The 21,571-nt window shown below is 67.1% G+C and carries 21 protein-coding genes; 11 read left to right on the forward strand and 10 right to left on the reverse strand.

Annotated elements, in window-relative coordinates; translation table 11 throughout:
- The first annotated feature begins 38 nt into the window (after positions 1 to 38).
- From OIK44_RS08130 to OIK44_RS08165, 8 genes are all read left to right on the forward strand, one after another.
- A complete protein-coding gene (locus OIK44_RS08130; protein WP_273670223.1) occupies positions 39 to 944 on the forward strand; it encodes a LysR family transcriptional regulator in 906 nt (301 codons plus the stop codon).
- A 160-nt stretch (positions 945 to 1,104) separates the two neighbouring features.
- Positions 1,105 to 3,000 (forward strand): TonB-dependent receptor, encoded by a 1,896-nt coding sequence (locus tag OIK44_RS08135; protein WP_273670224.1) that lies wholly within the window; start codon positions 1,105 to 1,107, stop codon positions 2,998 to 3,000.
- Between the two features lie 14 nt (positions 3,001 to 3,014).
- Complete coding sequence (locus OIK44_RS08140) at positions 3,015 to 3,917, forward strand: cobalamin-binding protein (protein ID WP_273670225.1); 903 nt, start codon at positions 3,015 to 3,017, stop codon at positions 3,915 to 3,917.
- A gap of 112 nt (positions 3,918 to 4,029) precedes the next feature.
- A complete protein-coding gene (locus tag OIK44_RS08145; RefSeq protein ID WP_273670226.1) occupies positions 4,030 to 4,734 on the forward strand; it encodes a thiol:disulfide interchange protein DsbA/DsbL in 705 nt (234 codons plus the stop codon).
- A gap of 4 nt (positions 4,735 to 4,738) precedes the next feature.
- On the forward strand, positions 4,739 to 4,963 hold the full coding sequence (locus OIK44_RS08150) for a hypothetical protein (protein WP_273670227.1): 225 nt from the start codon (positions 4,739 to 4,741) through the stop codon (positions 4,961 to 4,963).
- 211 nt (positions 4,964 to 5,174) lie between these two features.
- Complete coding sequence (locus tag OIK44_RS08155) at positions 5,175 to 6,836, forward strand: methyl-accepting chemotaxis protein (protein WP_273670228.1); 1,662 nt, start codon at positions 5,175 to 5,177, stop codon at positions 6,834 to 6,836.
- A gap of 103 nt (positions 6,837 to 6,939) precedes the next feature.
- A complete protein-coding gene (locus tag OIK44_RS08160) occupies positions 6,940 to 7,497 on the forward strand; it encodes an ester cyclase (RefSeq protein ID WP_273670229.1) in 558 nt (185 codons plus the stop codon).
- A gap of 68 nt (positions 7,498 to 7,565) precedes the next feature.
- Positions 7,566 to 8,273 (forward strand): SDR family oxidoreductase, encoded by a 708-nt coding sequence (locus OIK44_RS08165; RefSeq protein WP_273670230.1) that lies wholly within the window; start codon positions 7,566 to 7,568, stop codon positions 8,271 to 8,273.
- Positions 8,274 to 8,335: 62 nt separating this feature from the next.
- Here OIK44_RS08165 and OIK44_RS08170 read toward each other — a convergent pair whose 3' ends face one another.
- The 7 genes from OIK44_RS08170 to OIK44_RS08200 form a co-directional block, all read right to left on the reverse strand.
- Complete coding sequence (locus OIK44_RS08170; RefSeq protein ID WP_273670231.1) at positions 8,336 to 9,256, reverse strand: LysR family transcriptional regulator; 921 nt, start codon at positions 9,254 to 9,256, stop codon at positions 8,336 to 8,338.
- Positions 9,257 to 9,290: 34 nt separating this feature from the next.
- Positions 9,291 to 10,175 (reverse strand): HlyD family secretion protein, encoded by an 885-nt coding sequence (locus OIK44_RS08175; RefSeq protein WP_420213836.1) that lies wholly within the window; start codon positions 10,173 to 10,175, stop codon positions 9,291 to 9,293.
- A 13-nt stretch (positions 10,176 to 10,188) separates the two neighbouring features.
- Complete coding sequence (locus OIK44_RS08180) at positions 10,189 to 10,389, reverse strand: DUF1656 domain-containing protein (RefSeq protein ID WP_273670232.1); 201 nt, start codon at positions 10,387 to 10,389, stop codon at positions 10,189 to 10,191.
- Entirely contained in the window at positions 10,379 to 12,499 is a 2,121-nt protein-coding gene (locus OIK44_RS08185; RefSeq protein WP_273670233.1) for an FUSC family protein, read from the reverse strand. The genes OIK44_RS08180 and OIK44_RS08185 overlap by 11 nt, the downstream gene beginning before the upstream one ends.
- A gap of 63 nt (positions 12,500 to 12,562) precedes the next feature.
- Positions 12,563 to 13,060: a MarR family transcriptional regulator gene (locus OIK44_RS08190; RefSeq protein WP_273670234.1), complete on the reverse strand. Its 498-nt coding sequence runs from the start codon at positions 13,058 to 13,060 to the stop codon at positions 12,563 to 12,565.
- Positions 13,061 to 13,105: 45 nt separating this feature from the next.
- Complete coding sequence (locus tag OIK44_RS08195) at positions 13,106 to 14,542, reverse strand: efflux transporter outer membrane subunit (RefSeq protein ID WP_273670235.1); 1,437 nt, start codon at positions 14,540 to 14,542, stop codon at positions 13,106 to 13,108.
- A gap of 12 nt (positions 14,543 to 14,554) precedes the next feature.
- Positions 14,555 to 14,968, reverse strand: coding sequence for a DUF4148 domain-containing protein (locus OIK44_RS08200; protein ID WP_273670236.1), 414 nt, complete (start codon positions 14,966 to 14,968; stop codon positions 14,555 to 14,557).
- Positions 14,969 to 15,273: 305 nt separating this feature from the next.
- Here OIK44_RS08200 and OIK44_RS08205 point away from each other — a divergent pair, with 305 nt between their 5' ends.
- The 3 genes from OIK44_RS08205 (at position 15,274) to OIK44_RS08215 (ending at position 16,633) form a co-directional block, all read left to right on the forward strand.
- On the forward strand, positions 15,274 to 15,633 hold the full coding sequence (locus OIK44_RS08205) for a hypothetical protein (protein ID WP_273670237.1): 360 nt from the start codon (positions 15,274 to 15,276) through the stop codon (positions 15,631 to 15,633).
- Positions 15,634 to 15,731: 98 nt separating this feature from the next.
- Positions 15,732 to 16,034 (forward strand): hypothetical protein, encoded by a 303-nt coding sequence (locus OIK44_RS08210; protein WP_273670238.1) that lies wholly within the window; start codon positions 15,732 to 15,734, stop codon positions 16,032 to 16,034.
- A gap of 131 nt (positions 16,035 to 16,165) precedes the next feature.
- Positions 16,166 to 16,633: a DUF2244 domain-containing protein gene (locus tag OIK44_RS08215; protein WP_273670239.1), complete on the forward strand. Its 468-nt coding sequence runs from the start codon at positions 16,166 to 16,168 to the stop codon at positions 16,631 to 16,633.
- 29 nt (positions 16,634 to 16,662) lie between these two features.
- Here the strand turns inward: OIK44_RS08215 and OIK44_RS08220 are convergent, their stop codons facing one another.
- The 3 genes from OIK44_RS08220 to xseA form a co-directional block, all read right to left on the reverse strand.
- Complete coding sequence (locus OIK44_RS08220; protein WP_273670240.1) at positions 16,663 to 18,003, reverse strand: chitinase; 1,341 nt, start codon at positions 18,001 to 18,003, stop codon at positions 16,663 to 16,665.
- Between the two features lie 378 nt (positions 18,004 to 18,381).
- Positions 18,382 to 18,960 carry a superoxide dismutase [Fe] gene (gene sodB, locus OIK44_RS08225; RefSeq protein WP_273670241.1) on the reverse strand — a complete coding sequence of 193 codons (579 nt, stop codon included), beginning with the start codon at positions 18,958 to 18,960 and terminating at the stop codon, positions 18,382 to 18,384.
- A 129-nt stretch (positions 18,961 to 19,089) separates the two neighbouring features.
- Entirely contained in the window at positions 19,090 to 20,451 is a 1,362-nt protein-coding gene (xseA, locus tag OIK44_RS08230; protein WP_273670242.1) for an exodeoxyribonuclease VII large subunit, read from the reverse strand.
- Positions 20,452 to 21,571: the final 1,120 nt, after the last annotated feature.

The raw sequence follows: 21,571 nt of genomic DNA on the forward strand, positions 1-21,571 counted from the left end.
TGATATATCATTGCCGTTTTGTTGATGATCGCCTTCGCATGGACACTTTGCTCAGCATGCGCGTTTTTCGCGCCGTCGTCGAACTGGAAAGCTTTGTGCGCGCGGCCGAGCGGCTGGAGCTGTCGGCGGCGATGGCCAGCAAGCACGTCATGCACCTGGAGCGCCACCTCGACGCGCGCCTGCTCAACCGCAGCAGCCGCCACCTGAGCCTGACCGAAAGCGGGCGCGTGTATTTCGACCAGTGCCGCGACATGCTCGACAGCCTGGACGAGGTCGAGGCGACGCTGGGGCGCACCGCCGTGGTGCCGCGCGGCACGCTCAAGCTGAGCGCGCCCGTGTGGTTCGCCAACCCCATCTTCACGCGCGCGCTGGCGGCCTACCGGACCGGTTTTCCCGAGGTGGGCTTCGACATCGACCTGAGCGGACGCGCCGTCAACCTCGTCGAGGAGGGCTTCGACCTGGCGCTGCGGGTCGGCCAGGCGCCGGCCGCCAGCCTGATCGCGCGCCCGCTCGGCCCCGTGCAATTCCACCTGGTGGCCGCGCCCGCCTACCTGGAGCGGGCCGGCCGGCCGCGCCAGGCGGCCGAGCTGGCGCGCCACGCGGCCATCCTGTACACCTTGCTGGCGTCGGGGACGGAGCTGGTGCTGGACGGCCCGCTCGGCAGGGAAAGCGTCAGGCTGGCGCCGGTGCTGCAGACGAACAACGAGAGCCTGATGCACGCCGCCGTCCTGGACGGCATGGGCGTGGCCCTGCTGCCGTCGTGGCAGACGGCGGGCGACCTGGCGGCCGGCCGGCTGGAGCGTCTGCTGCCCGGCTACGCGGCGCCGGCGGCCACGCTGTACGCCGTCTACACGAGCCGCCGCTACCTGTCGTCGAAGGTGCGCACCTTCATCGACTTCCTGGCCGGCGACGGGCGCCTCGACCTGCGCGACGGCGCGGCGTGACGGCGCCGTTTGCGCCGCCCCCGGCATGTCGTCCCTGCCGCTTTTTACGCGCGGCGAGGCGCCAGCGCGGCCGCGCCCAGCCTCGTATAATGAGGCGAATTTTGTGCGCGCCGCCCGCCGCCGGGCGCGGGCCTGGCCGTCTTTTCCGAAAACGAACCCCATGACTTCTCCCGTACCACGCCGGCTTGCGCCGGTTTGCGTCCTGGCGCTGTGCCTGTCGGCGCCGGCGCTCGGTGCCGACATGGCGCTGCCGTCCATCGTCGTCAGCGGCGCCCGTCCCGGCGAGGACGCGGCGGCGCCCATCGGCGCCGTCGTCATCAGCGGCGAGGCGATCCGCCGCAGCGGCGCCGGCGGGCTGATGGCGGCCCTGCGCAAGCTGGGCGTCGCCGTGCCGCGCCGCCACCGCGCCGGCAAGCCGGGGCCGCGCGCCGGCGGCGCCGCCAGCCTGCACGAGGCCACGCTGCTCGACGGCGCGAGCCTGGCCGAGCAAGACCCCGACGACGCCTTGCTGGCGACGCTGCCGCTGGAGCGCATCGAGCGCGTCGAGATCAGCGGCGGCGCCGGCGCCGCCGTCATCAACGTCGTCACCCGGCCGCCGTCCGCGACGGCCGCGCACGGCGGCGTGTCCGCCGAGGCGGGCCAGTACGGCCGGCGCGAGGGCCGCGCCGCCATCGCCCAGGCATGGGACGGCTTTGCCCTGGACGCCGCCGCCAACGGCGAGCGCAGCGACAACGTCCGCGCCGACAGCCGTTTCCGCCGCTCCGGCTTCAGCGCCGCCGCCGACTGGAGCGGCAAGGACGGCGGCGCCGGCGTCAACGTCGAGAGCGCGCGCCAGAGCGCGCGCTTCCAGGCGCCGTGGCACGCCTGGCTGGACCGGCGCGCCGCCCGCCCCGACGTCGAAGAGGAAGACCTCGGCGCGCTGGACAGCTGCCGCGTCGGCGCCTTCGCCGACCGCCGCATCGGCAACCTCAAGCTGTCGCTGGACCTGACGCGGCGCGAGAAAACCATCACTACCACCTATGTGCGCGACTATGGGCGCAGCGTGGCCACCTACGCCAGCGGCCAGACCCAGCTTGCGCCGCGCCTGCGCCACCGCGCCAAGGGCGCCGGCCTGGCCAACGAGCTGGTGCTGGGCGTCGACCTCGCCCGCTGGCGCCACGCCAGCGCCACCGACGGCGGCCGCGTCGACACGCTGCAGCGTTCGCGCGCGCTGTACCTGCGCGACGAGCTCAAGTTCGACGCCCACGCCGCCCGCATCGCCGTCGGCGCGCGGCGCGAGCTGTTCCGCCGCGAGGCGCACAACCCCGACTATCCCGATACGGTCGAGCGCAGCGTCCAGGGCCACAACGCCTGGGACGTGGAGGCCAGCATCAAGCCGCTGCCGGCGCTGACGCTGCACGCCAAGGCCGGGCAAAGCTACCGCGTCGACGACAAGGGCTATACGAGCGCCTCGCTGACGCCGCTGGCCGGCGAAGTGGCGCACGACCTGGAGCTCGGCGCCGCGCTGGAGCGGGAGGCGGGCAGCGTCGGCCTGCGCCTGTTCCGCCGCCGTCTGAACAACGAGATCGTGTTCGACCAGAGCCTCGGCCAGATGGGCGCGAACCGCAACCTCGACCCCACCCAGCGCCACGGCGTCGAACTCGACGCCAGCGCCCGCCTGGGCGCGGAGTGGCAGTTGAGCGGCCGCGCGCAATACCTGCGCGCCCGTTTCAGCAGCGCGCCGCGCGACGACATCGACATCGCGCTGCTGCCCCGCCACAGCGTGTCGGCGCGGCTGTCCTGGCTGGCTTCCGCCGGCCACAGCGCCGACATCGGCGTGCAATGGTCGCAGTTGCAGCGCTACGGCGCCGACGCCGGCCGGCGCTGCCCGGCGGTGCTGCCCTCGTTCACGACCTTCGATGCGCGCTACGCCAGAACGCTCGGCCCGTGGGAGCTGGCGCTCGGCGCCAGCAACCTGGCGGACCGCCGCCACAGCGGACTGGCGCTGAGCTGCCAACTGGCCCTGTACCAGGACGAGCGCCGGCAGATTACACTGACGGCCCGTTACTCCTTTTGAATGAAAGCCCGCCGATGACGAACGCCCGCCGCCTGATCCCCTGCCTGATGCTGCTCTGGCCGGCCGTGTGCCTGGCCGGCGTCAGCGTGCGCGACGACGCCGGCCGCAGCGTGACGCTGGCGCAGCCGGCCCGGCGCGTCGTCGCCATGGCGCCGCATGTGACCGAGCTGCTGTTTGCCGCCGGCGGCGGCGCGCGCGTGGTCGGCGTGATGAACCACAGCGACTATCCGCAGGCGGCCCGGCGCCTGCCCGTGGTCGGCAGCAACGACCAGATCGACGTCGAGCGCGTGCTGGCGCTGCAGCCCGACCTGCTGGTGGTCTGGCAGAGCGGTAACACGGCGCGCCAGCTCGAGCAGTTGCGCGCGCTGGGCATCCCGATTTTCTACAGCGAGCCGCGCAAGCTCGACGACGTCGCCGACAGCCTGATCCGCTTCGGCCGCCTGCTCGACAGCGAGGCGGCGGCGCAGGCGGCGGCGCGGGCCTACCGGGCGCGCATCGCCGCGCTGACGGCGACCTACGCGCAGCGCCCGGCCGTGCGGGTGTTCTATCAGATCTGGGAGCGGCCGCTGTTCACGCTGAACGGCCAGCACATCGTCAGCGATGCGCTGCGCGCCTGCGGCGGCCGGAACATCTTCGCCGACCTGAACGTGGTGGCGCCGTCGGTAGGCGCCGAGGCGGTGCTGCAGGCGAACCCCGAGGCCATCGTCGGCGGCAAGGCGCGCGAAGGCGGCGGCATCGACGTGTGGCGCGAGTACAAGAGCATGCTGGCGGTGCAGCGCGGCAACCTGTTCACGCTCGACGGCGACATGCTGGCCCGCGCCACGCCGCGCATGGCCGACGCCGTGCAGACGCTGTGCGAGCAGCTGGAGCTGGCGCGGCGGCGCCGCCAGGCCGGCAAGCAGGCGGCGGGCGCTTAAGCGGGACTTAATTTGCCGGAGAAACGGGATTTTTTGCCGCCGGCCCCGGAACGGCGCCCGAAAAAGTGGTAATCTCGCCCCATCAGTTACCCTAATATCATGAAGGATTGTTATGCGTCTTTTGCGTCTCTTGCTCGCCGCCGTCACCCTGATGGCATCCACCTCCGGCGCCTTCGCGGCCGAACCGCAAAACGGTGTCGACTACACGACGCTGGACGCGACCACGCGTCCGGACACGGGCAAAAAAATCGAGGTCGTCGAGTTTTTCATGTATTCCTGCCCGCATTGCCACTCGCTGGAACCCTTGATGAGCGAGTGGGTCAAGAAGCAGGGCGACAACATCGTGTTCCGCCGCGTCCACATGGCCTTCTCCGGCCCCAACGACCCGCAGGCGCACGCCTATGTGACGCTGGAGGCGATGGGCAAGCTGGACCTGGTGCACGATAAGATTTTCCGCGCCGTCCACGTCGAGCGCAACCGCCTGAACAAGGATGAGGCGCTGACCGATTTCATCGCCAAGAACGGCGTCGACAAGGCCAAGTACCTGGAATTTTTCAATTCCTTCGCCGTTCAAACGAAAATGAAACGCGGCGCCTCGCTGATTAACACCTACAAGTTGACCAGCGCGCCGAGCATCGTCATCGATGGCCGCTTCGTCACCTCGCCGGCGCAGGCGGGCCGCCCGAATCAGCCTGAGCTGCAATCCCAGCAGGCTACCCTGAAAGTGATGGACATGCTGGTGGCGCGGGCGCTCAAGGAAAGCGGCAAGGGCGCCGCGGCGGCTCCGGCCGCCCCCGTGAAAACGGCAAAGAAGTAAAGCGATGAAACAGCTGCCCTGGACTTTGCTGGTGCTGGCGCTGGGCCTGCTGGTCTGGCTGTCGCTGGCCGTCGTGAACGCCGAAAACCAGCGCAACGCGCTGCTCACGCGCGCCTGCGCCGACCCCGTCTTCAAGGGCGAGGTCGATGCAAAGTGTTTGGCAAATATCAAATCGCGCGAGAGCTGGTGGCAACACCTGACCTACGCGATGACCCACGTGCGGCCCTGACCGCCCGCGCCCCGCGCCATGCCGTTCAACGTCGAGTTGAACGGCATTTTTTTTTTGCGGCGGGGCCGGCCGCGCGCGGCGATTCCACCGCTTATTGATCTTGATCCATATCCCGAAGCCCGTGTCGGGCCACGATGTGCAGATAAGAAAGTAGTTGCCGGGCACCCAAGTGCCTCATGCCGCGTGACACCGACCTTCAAAAGGCTACAACATGGAAATGACACTCAAGGCGCGCCTGAGCGCCGTGATCGCCGCGCTGTTTCTGCTGTCGGTCGCCATCGGCCTGCTGGGCCTGTACGGCATGGGCAAGGCGAACGCCGGGCTGGAGTCGGTCTACCAGGACCGCACCATCGCGCTGGAGCAGATTTCCCGCATCGACCGCCTGCTGGTGAGCAACCGGCTGGCGCTCAGCGAGGCGCTGCTCGATCCGCAGGCGGCGAATGTCGACGGAAAATCCCAACTGGTCGACAAGAACGCGGCGGAGATCACCAAGACCTGGAGCGCCTACATGCTGACCACCCTGACCGTCGAGGAAAAGCGCCTGGCCGACAAGTTCGCCGTGGACCGCGGCGCGATGGTGCGCGAGGCGCTGCTGCCGGCGATGGCGGCGCTGCGCGCGGGGCAGGTCGACGCGGCCCGTCAGCTCCAGCGCAAGTTCGACCAGCTGACGCAGCCCGTCAGGAGCGGCATCGACGCGCTGCGCCAGTTGCAGGTCGACGTCGCCGGGGGCGAATATGCGCAGGCCGTGGCGCGCTACGCGACGATACGCGCGCTGATGCTGGCGGCCCTCGGCGCGGGGGCCTTGGCGGCCGGCCTGACGGACTTTCTGCTGGTGCGCAAGATTTACCGGCAACTGGGCGGCGAGCCGGAATACGCGATGCAGATCGTCCAGCGCATCGCCGGCGGCGACCTGGGCGTGCCGGTCGAGCTGGCCGGCGACGATCGCCATAGCCTGCTGTACGCCATGCGCGGCATGCAGGAAAGCCTCGCCAGCACGGTCGGCACGATACGCCAGTCGACCGACACGATCGCCTGCGCGTCGAGCGAAATCGCCTCGGGCAACCTGGACCTGTCCTCGCGCACCGAGCAGCAGGCCAGTTCGCTGGAACAGACGGCGTCCTCGATGGAGGAGCTGACGTCGACGGTGAAGCAGAACAGCGACAGCGCGCGGCGCGCCAACCAGCTGGCGCTGTCGGCCTCCAGCGTCGCCGTGCAGGGCGGCGCCGTGGTGGCGCGGGTGGTCGAGACGATGGGGGCGATCAACGACTCGGCGCGCAAGATCGCCGACATCATCGGCGTCATCGACGGCATCGCCTTCCAGACCAATATCCTGGCCCTGAACGCGGCCGTCGAGGCGGCCCGCGCCGGCGAGCAGGGGCGCGGCTTCGCCGTCGTCGCCAGCGAGGTGCGCAATCTGGCCCAGCGCAGCGCCGGCGCCGCCAAGGAAATCAAGGAATTGATCGGCGACTCGGTCGAAAAGGTCGACAGCGGCAGCAAATTGGTGGACCAGGCCGGCGCGACGATGGACGAGATCGTCGCCAGCGTCAAGCGCGTCACCGACATCATGGGCGAGATCAGTTCGGCCAGCGCCGAGCAGGAGGCCGGCATCGAGCAGATCAATCAGGCCATCAGCGAAATGGACGGCGTCACGCAGCAGAACGCGGCGCTGGTCGAGCAGGCGGCGGCCGCCGCCGAGTCCCTGCAGGACCAGGCCGGCAGCCTGGCGCAAGCGGTCGGCGTGTTCAAGCTCGGCGGCGGCGAAGCGGCCGCGCCGGCGATGGCGCTGGTGGCGGGCCTGAAGCCGGCCGCCACGACGCCGCGGCCGGCGCCGCGTCCGGCCCGGCAGCAAAAAGCCGTGGGAATATTCAAATAAAACGAGAAGATCATTCAATCGGCGGCTCAATTATCAATGTGAACGATTGGCGGGACAATCCGGTCTGTGCATTTGGCACAACGACCAACTCCCGGGAACCACCATGTCCACTACCGCCACCCCCTTCCGCCGTCCGCCTTTCCTGATCGCGGCCGCCTTCGCCCTGTGCCAGATCAGCGCGCCGTTCGCGCTGGCGGCCGATCCGGCCCTGCCGGCGCCGCAGCAGGTCTTCACCGGCGGTAAGCCGGCCGAACTGGAAGCCGTGATGCTGGCCGCGCGCCGCTACGCCGCGTTCTGGAACAGCGGCGACGCCGCGCTGGCCAGGCAGGCGCTGGCGCCGGAATTCACCGACCGCACGCTGCCGGCCGGCCGCGCCCAGGGCCTGGCCGGCCCCTTGCAAGCGTCGCTGGCCTTCCGTGGCGCCGTGCCCGACCTGAAAGTGGAAATCACCGACCTGGTCGCCGCCGGCGACCGCGTCACGCTGCGCCTGCACTTCAGCGGCCACTTCACCGGCCGGTTCGGCGAAGTCCAGGGCAAGGGCCAGACGATCGAGTTCCAGGCCTTCGACATGTACCGCGTCGCCGACGGCCGCATCACCGACAACTGGCATCTGGAAGACAACCTGACGCTGCTGCGGCAGATGGGCATCGTTCAACAATAAACCCGCGCCGCGAAGCCGGAACGCTGCCGGCTTGCCGCCGCCGCACCCACCACACCAAAGGATCCAATATGTTCAAGCAATCGGCCTTCACAGGCAAAAACGTCGTCGTTGTCGGCGGCACCTCCGGCATCGGGCGCGCGGTCGCGCTGGCCGCGCGCGCGGCCGGCGCCACGGTCACCGTCATCGGCCGCTCGGCGCGCGGCGGCGACGGCATCGCCGCGGTCGCGGCCGACATCACCGACCCGGCCGCGCTGGCGCGGGCCTTCGGCGGCATCGGCGGCATCGACGCGTTGGTGCTCACGTCGGGCGCGCGGGTCGGCTCGACCAGATTGGCCGAGCTGGGCATGGACGAGATACAACTGGCCTTCGACGTCAAGGTCTACGGCTACCTGTCGGCCGTCAAGGCGGCCCTGCCGCACTTGGCGCCGGACGCCTCGGTCACGCTGACCTCGGGCCTGCTGTCGCGCAAATTCGGCGCCGGCGGCCTGCTCAAAAGCATGGTCAACGCGGCCGTCGAAGCGATGGCCAAAAACCTCGCCAAGGAACTGGCGCCGCGCCGCGTCAACGTCGTCAGCCCCGGCGTCACCGACACCGAACTGTGGGGCGAAAGCGGCGCCGAGGCGCGCGTTGCCGCGATGGGCCGCATCGGCGCCGGGCTGCCGGTGGGGCGCGTCGGCCAGGCCGGCGAGGTCGCCCAAGCCTACCTGCTGGCGATGGCGAACGGCTTCATGAGCGGCGCCGTCATCGACGTCGAAGGCGGCGGCCTGCTCGGCTAACAGCTGGGGACAGACCACGATTTCCAAGAAATACTTTCTTGGAAATCGTGGTCTGTCCCCGGCTAGGCGGCGCGGCCGAAGCGCTCCAGCAGGAAGTCGATCAGCAGGGCGATGCGCGGCGGCTGGAAGCGGGCGCGGTGGTAGAGCAGGTTCAGCGGCGCGCTGTCGGTGAAGTAGTCGTCGAGCACGGTCTGCAGCCGCCCGGCGCGCAGGTCGTCGCCGATGTCGAGGATGGATTTGTAGGCGTAGCCCTGGCCGCCGACGGCCCATTTGCGGATGATTTCGCCGTCGTTGCTTTGCAGGTAGCGCTGCACGCGCACGCTGCGCCGCTTGCCGTCTTCGCAGTAGCGCCATTCGTGCATCGGCCCCAGCGCCGTCACCAGCACGATGGCCGGCAGCTCGGCCAGCTCGTCGGGTGTGCGCGGCAGCCCGACCCGCGCCGCCAGCGCCGGCGCCACGCACACCACGCGCCGGCTCGGCCGCAGCAGCCGCGCCACCATGTCGCTGTCGGGCAGCTGGCCGTAGCGGATCGCCAGGTCGATGTCGTCCTGCACCAGGTTCGAGGTGGCGTCCGTCAGCACCAGCGCAAACTGGACTTCGGGGTGGCGCGCGCGGAATTCGTCCAGATAGGGCAGCAGCACGTTGCGGCCGATGTCGGACGGCGCCGATATCCTCACCGTGCCGCGCACCGCGCCGCTGCCGGCGTGCAGGCTTTCCTCGGCCTCGGCCATCAGGGCCAGCGCCTGCTCGCTGTAGTGCTTGTAGCGCTGGCCTTCTTCGGTCAGGCGCAGCCGCCGCGTGGTGCGTTCGAACAGTTTGACCTTCAGCGACGCTTCCAGTCGCTGGATGCAGGCGCTCGACGCGGCCGGCGACATGCCCTGTTTGCGGCCGGCGGCCGAGAAGCTGCCCAGCGCGGCGGCGTCGAGGAAGAGGCGGATGACGCTGAGGCGGTCGTTGCCGTTTTTGTGGGCGGGTGTCGTCATGCTGCCTGCGCGTCTATGGATGCGTGATTGTAGTTCATTTGCCCTTGCCGGGCGCGCCGACGATCACCGTGCAGGTGGTGCCCGCCACCAGCGTCTGGCCCGCCGCCAGCTGGTCGATGTGGATGCGCACCGGCACGCGCTGCGCCAGGCGCACCCAGTTGAAGGTCGGGTTGACGTCGGCCAGCAGTTCGCGGCCGGTGCTGGCGTCGCGGTCGGTGATGCCGTGGGCGATGCTTTCGACGTGGCCGCGCATGGCGGCGCCGCTCATGGTGTTCATCTGCACGGCGTCGCCCGGCTTCAGCATGGCCAGCTTGGTTTCCTCGAAATAGCCGACCACGTAGAAGGAGGCGTTGTCGATGACGGCCAGCTTGGCCGCGCCGACGGCGGCGAAGTCGCCGGCGTGGACGTTGAGGTTGGTCACGTAGCCGCTCGCCGGCGCGCGCACGAAGGTGCGTTCCAGGTTCAGCTGCGCCAGCTGGCGCGCCGCCAGCGCGGCCTGGTACTGGGCCGACGCGGTGGTGGCGGCGTACTGCGCCGTTTCGCGGCTTTCCGTCGAGACGATGCTGGCGTCGAGGCCGGCGCGCCGCGCCGCTTCCTTGCCGCGCCGGCCCTGTTCGGTTTTCTGCGCGGCCAGCACGGCGTCGGCCTGGGCCAGCGCGCTGACGTAGCGGGCCTTGTCGACGACGAACAGCACGGCGCCTTTCTGCACCAGCTGGTTGTCGCGCACCAGCACTTCGGTGACGGTGCCGGCGACGTCGGCGCCGACGTTGATGACGTCGGCCTTGATGCGGCCGTCGCGGGTCCACGGCGATTCCATGTAGCGCTGCCACATGGTCGCGCCGCACCACAGGGCGGCGGCCAGCATGAGCAGGGTGATTGAGTAGCGTATCAGCTTGGTCGGCATAGGGCGGTTTTTCATAGGGGTTCAGGGTTCATTGGTACAGCGGCAGCACCAGCGCCGCCAGGATGCAGACGAAGACGCACAGGCGCAGCAGCGACGGGTGCCAGACCAGGCGGTAGGCGCCCAGTTTGCCCAGGCACCAGTCGGCCGCCGCCTGCAGCGCCATGGCGACGAGGAAGAGCGGCAGCAGGGTGGGAATGAGTACGCCAAAAATGGCCAGTTCACGCGGCATGTTGCGGTCCTCCGGGGGCTTGCGGCAGTTGGTCGAGCAGGGATGTGTAGATCGAGTGCATATCGGCCAGCGCCGTCTGCAGGCGGGCGGCGCGCTGCGGGCTGGCGCCGGCGCGGGCCTGGCGCACCGGCGCGCCGGCGTCGAGCAGCGCGGCGATGGCGGCCTGGCAGTTGGCATGGCTCGGCGCGCGCAAGTAGGCGGCGATCTGCGCCACGCACCGGTCCAGCGCGGCGCTGGCCGCGCTGGGCGCCGAGCTGGCGATCAGCGCGCGCATTTCGATTACCGAGTGGCCCAGTTCCAGCAGCGTCAGGCCCTGGCGCAGCACGGCGCGCGTCGCCTCGGACGGGGCCGGGCCGGCGGCCGCGTTGAGCTGGTTGAGCAGGTCGCGCACGCGGTGGTCGAAGCGGTGCTTCAGGCGCTTCGGGCCGGCCACGCAGGTGTTCAGCGCCTCGCGCCACAGCGCCGCGGCGACGTGGTCCTTGTGGCCCATCGTGTGCTCGGGCAGCACGACGGCGAAGATGAGGTAGGCCAGCGCCACGCCCAGCAGCAGCGCCAGCGTGGTGTTCAGGAAGGCGGCGCCGTCGACGTGCATCAGGTTGACCGGCGTGACCACCGTGGCGACGAACAGGTTGATGCCGATGCCGACGCCGGCCCGCTTCGGGTTGGTGCTGAGGTAGCTGCCCAGCAGCAGCGGCGGCAGCATCGCCAGCACCAGCATCGGGTAGCCGTCGGCGCGCACCAGCACGAAGAACAGGCAGACGAAGGACAGCGGCACGGCGGCCAGGAAGCCGCTCAGGATCTGCTTGACCATCAGCGTCGGGCGCGGCGACGACGAGGCCAGCGCGCAGAAGATGGTGGCCATCAGCATCGTCGTGGCGGCGTAGGGCCAGGCCAGGTGGTAGCAGGCGGCGGCCAGCAACAACAGTGTCAGCGCGGCGCGCGCGCCGCTGGCGAAGACGATCGCGGGCGGCGTCTTCGGCGTGTAGGCCAGCGGATCGCAGAGCTGCTGGCGCTTGTTGTCGGCCAGGCCGTCGTAGACCTGCTGGAAGGCGCGCAGGTTCAGCGTGAAGCGCTCCAGCAGCTCGGCGGCGGTGTCGAAGTCGATGCGCTGGGCGCGCGTGGCGCCGCCGCCCTCCAGCGCCGCGCCCGCCCGCGCCACGGCCGCGCGCAGTTGCGCGCCGACCGCGTCGAGGCTGGCCAGCGTCGGCGCCGTTTGCAGCGCGCCGGCCAGCGGCGCGTAGAGCGGCTCGATCAGGGCGATCAGCGGCGTGGCCGGTTCCTGGCGCAGCCGGTGCAGCAGCCGGTGCAGCGTGTAGAAGGTGGTCAGCGCGGCCATGAACGAGGCGTTGAAGGCGTGCAGCCAGCGCCTGTCGGCGGGCGCGCCGTTCGCCTCGAAGAAGGCGGCGGCGCGGCCCGATTCGACGGCGGCGATGTCGGCGGCGAACTGCAGGTGGGTCAGTTCGACTTCGGCCGGCGCCAGTTGCCGCTCCAGCACGTCGTGGCAGAAACCCATCATGCGGGCGTAGCGCGCCTGCACGGTGCGCATCACCTGCGCGCCCTGGTGGCGCGGCCACAGGGCGTCGTTGACGACGGCCGAGCAGAGGATGCCCAGGCCGACTTCGGACACCCGCGTCACGGCCAGTGCGAAGGTCTGGGACGGCTGGTCGATGGCGGGGATGGCGATCATGCAGGCGGTGTAGCCGGCCAGCACGAAGCTGTAGGACTGGGCGTTGCGGAACATCGCCGCGCCGCCGGTGCACAGGCCGACCCACAGGGCCAGGCCGAGGAACAGCAGCACGCTTTGCTGCGCGAACGCGGCGATCAGCAGCAGGGCGCCGGCGCAGCCGACCAGGGTGCCGAGCAGGCGGTAGAAGCTTTTTTCCAGCACCATGCCGCTGCTGGGCAGGGCCAGGATGAAGACGGTGGCCATCGCCGAGTTGGGCGAGTCGAGGCCGAGGCGGTAGGCCAGCCACAGCGCGGCGAACGCCGCCAGCATGGTCTTGGCGACGAAGATCCAGCGTTCGCCCTCGCTGGCGCGCCAGTCGCGCGCGGCGGCGGCCAGGCCGGGCAAGGGGCCGGCGCCGTACAGGGTGGAGAGCAGCTTGGGCATATCGGTTCCGTGGGTCGGTTGGCGAAGCGTCGCCCGACACGCCGGCCAGCCCGCGTCGTCGGATTACGTGATGTTGTTCAGGTTGCGCAATTGGCGCGCAAAAATTCTTTCCATCTGTTGCAGTTCCTCGGCGCTGAAGCCGTCGTAGGCCTGGGTGGTCTTCGCGCACACCTGCGGCATGATCTCCTCGATCAGCGCGCGGCCGCGGTCGCTCAGCGAAATCATCACCGAGCGGCGGTCGCCGGGGCGGCTGCCGCGGTGGATCAGGCCGCGTTCCTCCAGGTCGTTGCACACGCGCGTCAGGTTGGCCGGCTTTTCGTGGCAGGCCATGCCCAGCGTGCAGGCGTTCGACGATTCGCCCTCGGTGCCGTACAACACCGCCAGCACCATGTAGCTGGCGTCGACCAGGTCGTACTTTTTCAGCGTCGCGTTGGTCAGGTCCTTCATCCCTTTTTGGATGTGGTAGGTCATGCGGATCAGGCGCACCAGTTCGAGCGGGAACTCCGGCATGCGGGTGCGAATGTTTTGCAGCCGCGCGTAGGTCGCGTCAAAAGCGTTCATCTGGAACTCCTCAAGCATAGAAAGGCTAGATTGTATATCGCTCAGTTATGGTAAAGCGCCGAATCCTCCGCCCAGGGCCGCCATCAGGCTGGCATAGCTGTCCAGCCGGCGCGCCCCCAACTGGGCCATGTTCTGCTGTTCCTGCAGCAGCGCCAGTTCGCTGTGCAGCAGGTTGACGGCGTCGCTGAGACCGGCCGCATAGGCCCGCGCGGCCAGTTGGCGCGCCTTGGCGGCCGTGGCCAGCGCGTCGGCGCCCAGGGCTTGCTGCTGTTGCAGCGACTGCGCCTTGGCGACGTTGTTGGCGACGTCGGCCAGCGCGGCGACCACGCTGCCGTTGTATTGGGCGACGGCGGCGTCGTACACGGCGCCCTGCTGGTCGAGCTGGGCGCGCAGGCGGGCGCCGGCGAAGATCGGCAGGGTCAGCGCCGGCGTGACGCCGCGCGTGGCCGAGGCGGCTTCGAGGAAGTGCGCGAAGCCGAACGATTGCAGGCCGGCGAAGGCGAGCAGGTTCAGGTTCGGATAGAAATCCGCCTTGGCCGCGTCGACGCGCTGGGCCGCCGCCTCGACGCGCCAGCGCTGCGCGGCGATGTCCGGGCGGCGCCCGAGCAGCTCGGCCGGCAGCGCGCTCGGCAGCGCCGGCGCCCGCTCCAGCCGCAGCGCCGGCCGGGTCAGCGCCTCGCCGTCGGCCGGCCCCTTGCCGGCCAGCGCCGCCAATTGGTTGCGCAGCAGCGCGATGGCCTCGGCCGACTGTTCCAGCTCGCGCCGGCCGGCCGGCAGCGTCGCCTCGACCTGGGCGACGTCGACCTCGGTGCCCAGGCCGGCCCGGCGGCGCCGTTGCGACAGCTCCAGCAACTGGTCGCGCCGCGCCAGGCCGGCGCGGATGCATTCCTGCCGCTCGAACTCGAACGACAGCTGGATATAGCTGCGCACCAGGGCCGTCTGCAGCGTCAGTTGCGCCACCTGCGACTCGGCCGAGGCCAGTTGCACCTCGTCGAGGGCGGCGGCGAGGGCGCTGCGGTTGCGGCCCCACAGGTCCAGATCGTAGGACAGTGACAGCGTGGCCTGGTTGCGCCAGGCGTACTGGCCGGCCAGCGGCGCCGGCGCGCTGCCGTGCAGGGAATAGCGTTCGCGGTCCAGCGACACGCTGGCGTCCGCCTTCGGCCGGGTGCGGTCCTCGGCCAGCCCGGCCAGCGCGCGCGCCTGGCGCACGCGCGCCTCGGCCGCCTGCAAGCCCGGATTGTCGGCCAGCGCGACAGCCAGCAACTGGTTCAGTTGCGGGTCGTGCAAATCCTGCCACCACGCCTGCCGCGGCCAGTCGGCGGCGGTCGCGGCCGCGCCTATGGCCTTGCCGGCGCCGAGCGCGTTGGCGTCAAGCAGCGGCGCGCCTTGCCCGGGCTTGCCCATGCTGGCGCAGGCGCCCAGGGCCAGGGCCAGGGCGGCGGCGCCGGCGGCGCGCAGCAACGGCGTGTGGAAGGTCGACATCGGCGAGCCGGCTTAGTTGGACGATTTGAGGAACTGATGCGCCGTTTGCGCGACGTCGAAGTCGGCCTCGGTGACGGGGATTTCGCCGTTCTGGCGGGCGCGGAGGTATTCGGCGCTGACTTGCGCGCGGGTCAGCGTGCTGGCGGCGGCCGGCATTTTCGGGTAGTCCGTTTCGCCGCTCGCCAGCTCGCCGGCGGCGCGGGCGCGCTGCAATTCGGCCGTGACCTGGGCGCGCGTCAGCGTGCTGGCGCTGGCCGGCAGTTTGGGATAGTCGGTTTCGCCGACGGGCAGTTCGCCGGCGCTGCGGGCGCGCACGAGTTCGGCGATGACTTGCTCGCGGCTCAGGCCGGCGGCAGGCGCCTGGGCGAAGGCGGAACCGGCGGCGGCAACGGCGAGCAGGGTGGCGATCAGTTGTTTTGCGTTCATGGTCATTCTCCAAAATACATTAATGGGTACTCAAGGCTGCCAAGCCCTTGGCGTGTGCGCAGCGCTGAGGTGTGGCCGAATTCACTCTTGGCCGGCTTGCCACTTACCGGTCGCTTCCTGCTGTGCGGGTGCGGCGCGGGGCCGCATTCGCCGGGAATTTGTTCATCTGCATATACTATATCAATGAATATTACATTTGTGAAGTAATTTCTTGTTTTTGCTCATTTGTAAAAAATGGCGAGTGAACCGCGTGCGGCAAACCCGGTCTAATGGCCATCGATGCAATGCATTCAGGGAGGGGCATCATGTCAGGCAGCAGCCTTGATCCGGACCGGCTACCGTTCGGCGCCGACCGCGTGTTGGGACGCGGGCACGGCACGGGCGCGCTGGGACCGAGCGATAGTTCCGACAGCGGCAGCGACTTGCGCGGCGCGCCAGGTTTGGCGGCGGGCGGCAAGACGGACGCGGAAGACGGCACGGCCGGTCCCGACGTCGGCGACGCCGACCTTGACAGCGACACGGATGCCGGCGGCACCGGCGAGCGTGCCGCCGCCGGGCGCGACACGGAGGTGCCGGACGGCGCCGACATCGACGTCGACCATATCGAAACGATTTCCGTCAAGCTCGGCGATGAGGAAGGGGGCCGCGCCGGCCACCGCCATTAAGTCGGGCGAGCGCGTAAAATAGGCGTACAGGCGGGCGCGGCGCAAGGCGCCAGACAACCATGGCTATGCAGCCAGCATGCACGGGAGGCAGTTGCGATATGAATGAAAAAGAAGAAGGCGTCATGGCCATGTACCGCGAATCGCGGCCGCAGGACTATGTCGGCGAAGCGGACACGACCAACTATTTGCCGTGGAGTTTGCTGACCATCGTGCTGGGACTGATCGCCTGGTTGATCATTTCGCTGAGCAACGCGGAAAACCAGCGCAATGCGCTGATGACGAAGGCTTGTCAGGACATCGTCTTTCCGGCCGAGCTGGACAAGCACTGCCTGAGCCTGGTTCGAACCCGCGACCATTGGTGGGAACATGTCTATTACGGCTTGACCCATCTGCGTCCCTGAGCCGATTCCCTGTTCCCCCCGTTGGCCTGCTTGTTTGACGGGCATCAAGACGTTGCTTAGCGTATGCGCCGGCCGATCCGCGCGACGGTGCCATACTTTCGAAGGGTAGCCCGCCAAATCGGGGAGACAGCATGCCGCGCGACGCCGCAATGCACCAGCCTGAATGGCTGCTCAAACGTAACTGCTCGCTGTCCCCGCGCCAGCTGGGGATGGCCTACGGCGTCTTGTGCCTGCTGTCGTTTGCCATTGCCGCGGCGTTCGCGCTGAGCGGTTACTGGTATGTGCCGGTTTTTTCGATCGTGGAAATGGGCGCGGTGGCGTGCGCGATGCTGTATTACGCGCGGCATGCGGCCGACTACGAGCATATTGCCTTGCGCGACAACTGCCTGTTGATCGAGCAGGTGCGCGCGGGGCAGATGCGGCAGACCCGGCTCGACCCCTATTGGACCCGCATTGGCGAACCCCGACGCGACAACGCCTTGATCCGCCTGGAAGCGCGCGGCGTCGCCGTTGAGGTCGGACGCTTCGTGACGGATGCGCGGCGGCGCCAGGTCGCGCGGGAATTGCAGCACTATCTGCCGGGCAGCCGCCTGCGCTGAACAAGGCCGCCGCCCGGCATGCCACCCTACTAAGGCAGCGTTCTGAGCACCGCCTTACTCGGCGCCGAGAAGTTATAGGCGTCGTGCCTGTCCCAGTTGATCGACCATGTCATGACGCCGCGGAAGTCCGGATAGGCGGCGACGGGCCGGATGGCGCCGCAGTTGAGCAGTCGGGTCAGGCAATTGAGCGCCTTGCTCACGTCGGCCGAGGTGGTGAAGCCGGAGTTGGCCGAGCTGCGCCCCGACGGCACGCCAAAGCCGACCTGGTCCGGGCGCAATCCGGCGAAGCTGTTCCCGCCATAGTTAAAGCCCTCGATCAGCATCCTTGCTGTTGCCACCAACTGGTCCGCCGAGCCGGCCTTGATGGCCGCCGTCGAGTAGGGCGTGTAGACGTCACCGTTGTTGTAGTACTGCGGGTGCAGCACGGTCAGCTCGTCGCGCAGCGCGTTAATGATCGGGATGTAGGCGCCCCAGATGCTGCCATAGGAAGTGTAAGCCCCCTCGACGTAGACCCATTCCGGCGCCATCGACAGATAGAACGTTGGGCCGACCTTGGCTTTGAGGCTCTTGACGGCGATCGGCAGGTAGGTCTGGATGGGCGCGCCCAGCGCGACGCCGTTTTCCAGGTCGAGGTCGATGCCGTCGAAACCGTATTTGCTGATGATGTCGTACAGGCTGTTGGCGAAGTTGTTCGCTTCGGCTGTCGATCCCACCGATACCGAGCCGTTCTGTCCGCCCAGCGACAGCACGACCTTCTTGCCTTTCGCCTGTTTCGCTTTGATGTCCTGGATGAACTGCGCTTCGCTGCCGGCGGAAGGGTCGAGGGTGAAGCTGACGTTGCCGTTTCCGGCATTGTCGCCGAACGACACCACGATGACGTCCCAGTCGTCGCTGACTTGCGCGATCGGATAGGTGGCGCCGCTTGGATTGGTGAAGTTGTGCCAGTAACCGATCAGCGCATGTTTTGCCAGCCCGGGCGTTGGAGTGGGTGTCGGGGTGGGAGTCGGCGTTGGTGTTGGAGTCGGTGTCGGTGTTGGAGTTGGAGTCGGTGTCGGTGTCGGAGTCGGAGTCGGCGTGCCGCAATTGCCTGCGCTGGTCCACGGTTTGCCACTGCCGGCATTGCCGCTGCTGCTTGCCGGATTGTCTCCTTGGGTCCAGTAATTTGCCGTGTAATTGATGTTGTTATAGCTTGCCTTGCCGCCGCCGACATAGACGGTGTCGCTGCCCCACTCGGCATAGCATGACACGGTCTGGGCCAGCAGGCTGGTTCGCGCTGATGTTTCCGATCCACTTTCGCTGCCGCCGCCGCAGCCGCTCAAGGTGCCGCCCAAAAGACCGACGACCAAGCTGTTGATAATAGTCTTGTTCAATTGCGTCTCCTTTTTTGTTGGTGTTTGGGCGGCTGGCGTCCGGATGCGGGGGGAGGCGAACACGTCCAATGAGGTGGGTGTAGCGTTGGAAGCGTGCGAGCATTCCATTTGGTAGTCAACTGGTTTTGAAAAACCAATTTTATGCAGTACCAATTTTTTGAAAAGGAGAGGGTGGCGAGCGATATGGTGGGGCTGCCGTTTGCAATACCAATTTTTTGCGTGGAAACACGTGGTATTAGGCGGGCGCATCGGCATGCGCGCCAGGCGAAAAAAAAGAAGCCTGTGCCTGCTGGCAAAGACTTCTTTTGGGGTGACGATCAGTTGCTCAGATCGTACCTGTGGTCAGACGCTGTTTGACGTTGACAAAAGCTGCGCGAATTAAGCGAAGTTTTTGGCAACGAAGTCCCAGTTCACCAGGCCCCAGAACGTTTCCACGTACTTGGCGCGCAGGTTGCGGTAGTCGATGTAGTAAGCGTGTTCCCACACGTCGCAGGTCAGCAGCGGCTTGTCGCCAGCCGTCAGCGGGCAGCCGGCGTTCGAGGTGTTGACGATCTCGACGGAACCGTCGGCCTTTTGCACCAGCCAGGTCCAGCCGGAACCGAAGTTGCCGACGCACGATTTGGTGAATTCTTCCTTGAACTTATCGAACGACGACCATTTGGCGTTGATCGCGTCGGCCACGGCACCGCTAGGTGCGCCGCCGCCGTTTGGCTTCATGCCGTTCCAGTAGAACGTGTGGTTCCACACTTGGGCCGCGTTGTTGAAGATGCCGCCGGACGATTTCTTGATGATTTCTTCCAGGGACAGGTTTTCGAACTCGGTGCCCTTGATCAGGTTGTTCAAGTTCGTCACATAGGTCTGATGATGCTTGGCGTAGTGGTATTCCAGCGTTTCTTTCGAAATGTGCGGAGCCAGAGCGTCCATTTCATACGGCAGTGGTGGCAGAGTATGTTCCATGTTGTGTCCCTTTGTGGTTGAGTGTGCAAACGAATGAGCGCAATATTTTTGCTGAAACGACCCCCATTGTAAAGCGGATGGGCCATTGCTGCATTCCGGCGCCGTGGCGCCGGAATACCTGGCCCCGGTTTATTCCAGCGTCGCCTGCACGCTGGCGATGCCGATTTGCGCGCTGCCTTCGGCCAGCCGCACGCCGACGTTCTGGCGCGCCTTCAGTTGCGAGGGCGCGCGCACTATCGCGCCTTTTTCATCCGTCAGGATCGCGTAGCCGCGCTCCAGCGTGCGCTGCGGATTCAACAGTTCCAGTTGCGCCGCCAGGCCGTCTAAGGCGTGGCGCCGCTGCGCCAGCCGGTGCGCCATGCCGGTTGCGGCGCGCTGGCGCTGGCCGTGCAGCGCCGTGCGCAAGGCCGTGGCGTCGGGCCGCTGGCCGGCCCAGCGCGCGCGCAGGCGGTCCAGGGCGAAGTGCGCCTGGTTCAGCGGCGCGCGCGTGGCGTGCGTCATCGCCGTCGCCAGCGCCAGCAGTTTCAAGCGCTGCTGCTCGATCTGCGCCGACGGGTTCAGCAGCCGGCGGCTGTGGTGGTCCAGCGTTTGCGCCGCCGTGTCGGCGCTGCGGCGCATGGCGCGGCACAGGTCGACGGCGTCGGCTTTCAGCGAGGCCATCCAGTCGGCGCGCGGCGTCGCCGCCAGTTCGGCCGCCGCCGTCGGCGTTGCGGCGCGCAGGTCGGCGGCGAAGTCGGCGATGGTGAAGTCGGTTTCATGGCCGACGCCGCAGATCACCGGCATGCTGCAGGCGGCGATGGCGTGCGCCACGCCTTCGTCGTTGAAGGACCACAGGTCTTCGATGCTGCCGCCGCCACGGCACACCAGCAGCACGTCGCACTCGGCGCGGCGCGAGGCGGTGGCGATCGCTTCGGCGATTTTCTCCGGCGCCTGCTGGCCCTGTACCGGGGTGGGGTACAGGATGATGTGGACGTGCGGCGCGCGCCGTTTCAGCGCGGTCAGGACGTCGCGCAGCGCCGCCGCCTGCGGGCTGGTGACGATGCCGATGGTCTTGGCGAACATGGGAATGGCGCGTTTGCGCTCCGGCGCGAACAGGCCCTGGGCATGGAGTTTTTCCTTCAGGCGCAGGAAGGCCTCGTACAGCGCGCCGACGCCGGCGCGGCGGATCGCCTCGACATTGATCTGGTAGTCGCCGCGCGCGCCGTACAGCGTGACGAGCGCGCGCACCTCGACCTTGTCGCCTTCGCGCGGCGTGAAGCCGGCGAATTGCGCGCGGCCGCGGAACATCACGGCGCGCACCTGGGCGGCGTCGTCCTTCAAGGTGAAGTACCAGTGGCCGGAGCTGGCGCGGGTGAAGTTGGAGATTTCGCCGGCGATCCAGCTCAGCGGGAAGGAGCGTTCCAGCAGCCGCGCCACGGCCTGGTTCAGGGCCGTGACGGTCAGCACCGGCGGCGCGGCGAAGCTGCTGTCTGTCGAAGTGTCGGTATTCATGGGGCTTGCGGGGGAACTGTCCACATAGTGTCGGGGGAGGTCATGCTTATGTCATATTTCATCAAGAACGACAAGTTTTATTTGTAAGTCCATGATTTTTATATAAAAATCTGCTTGCCTTATTTGGCGGCAATAGGAAAAAGTCCTTATGTATCAAGCACATCGGAAGCGGGCTGGGCACTTACGCACAAAGTTGTCCACAGAATATGTGTGGAACTATTAGGTCGCTCCGGCGCATGGGAGCGACGGCCGCTTCGACGCCGTCCGGCTTGCATCGAGTTTTCTTGCCGTATTTTTGCGCAGGGTAAAAATATTATTTTAAATCAAAGGCTTATATTATTGTAGCGCTCCTTGCTAACAATCTTATCCACAGAATATGTGCAGAACTGAGCGGCGGACGGTGGTGTGGATGATAATTTTTCCACGGCTGAATGCCTGCAAGCCCCCTGGAATTGCTTTTTGTATAGCTGCCTGTTTTTTGTGCTTGGCAAAAAACTCCTTTGAAATCAAGGGTGTTGTGTAGTGTCAAATACCTTGCTAACAATCTTATCCACAAAAGATGTGCGGAACTTCTAACGTCGTCGGGCTTCACGGTGGACAAGTCTGCTTGCACAGCCTGCGGCGCGCGATTTTGGGCTTTTTCCGCCAGATTTGGCAATATTTTGTACTGTGCAATATTTTTGTGCAGGATAGGAAAATCCTTATAAATCAAGGTACTTAGGCAATGCACATCGGCTTGCGCACAATCTTGTCCACAGAATGTGTGTAGAACTTATGCTTTACCGCAATGCAGGGCTTGCGAACAGGATGCCGTTTTCCTGCCTTATTTTTGGGCTGTGGGAAAATATCCTTATAAATCAATGACCTTGCCGCCCATTAATAATCTTGCTCACAATCTTGTCCACAATAAATGTGCAGAACTGGGGTGGCGCGCATGCGTCGGCGACGCGAAACGCTGGGGCGCGATCAGCGCGCTATGCGGAAAGCCCTGTTTAGGCAGCATGCCACTAATTTGCGCATGGGAATATATATGATATAAATCAATGGCTTAGATTAGAGTTGTATGCCTTGCTAACAATCTTATCCACAAAATATGTGCAGAAGTCCACATTGTCCGGGC

It is taken from the genome of Janthinobacterium fluminis (genome assembly GCF_028595325.1).
Taxonomy (GTDB): Bacteria; Pseudomonadota; Gammaproteobacteria; order Burkholderiales; family Burkholderiaceae_D; genus Janthinobacterium; species Janthinobacterium fluminis.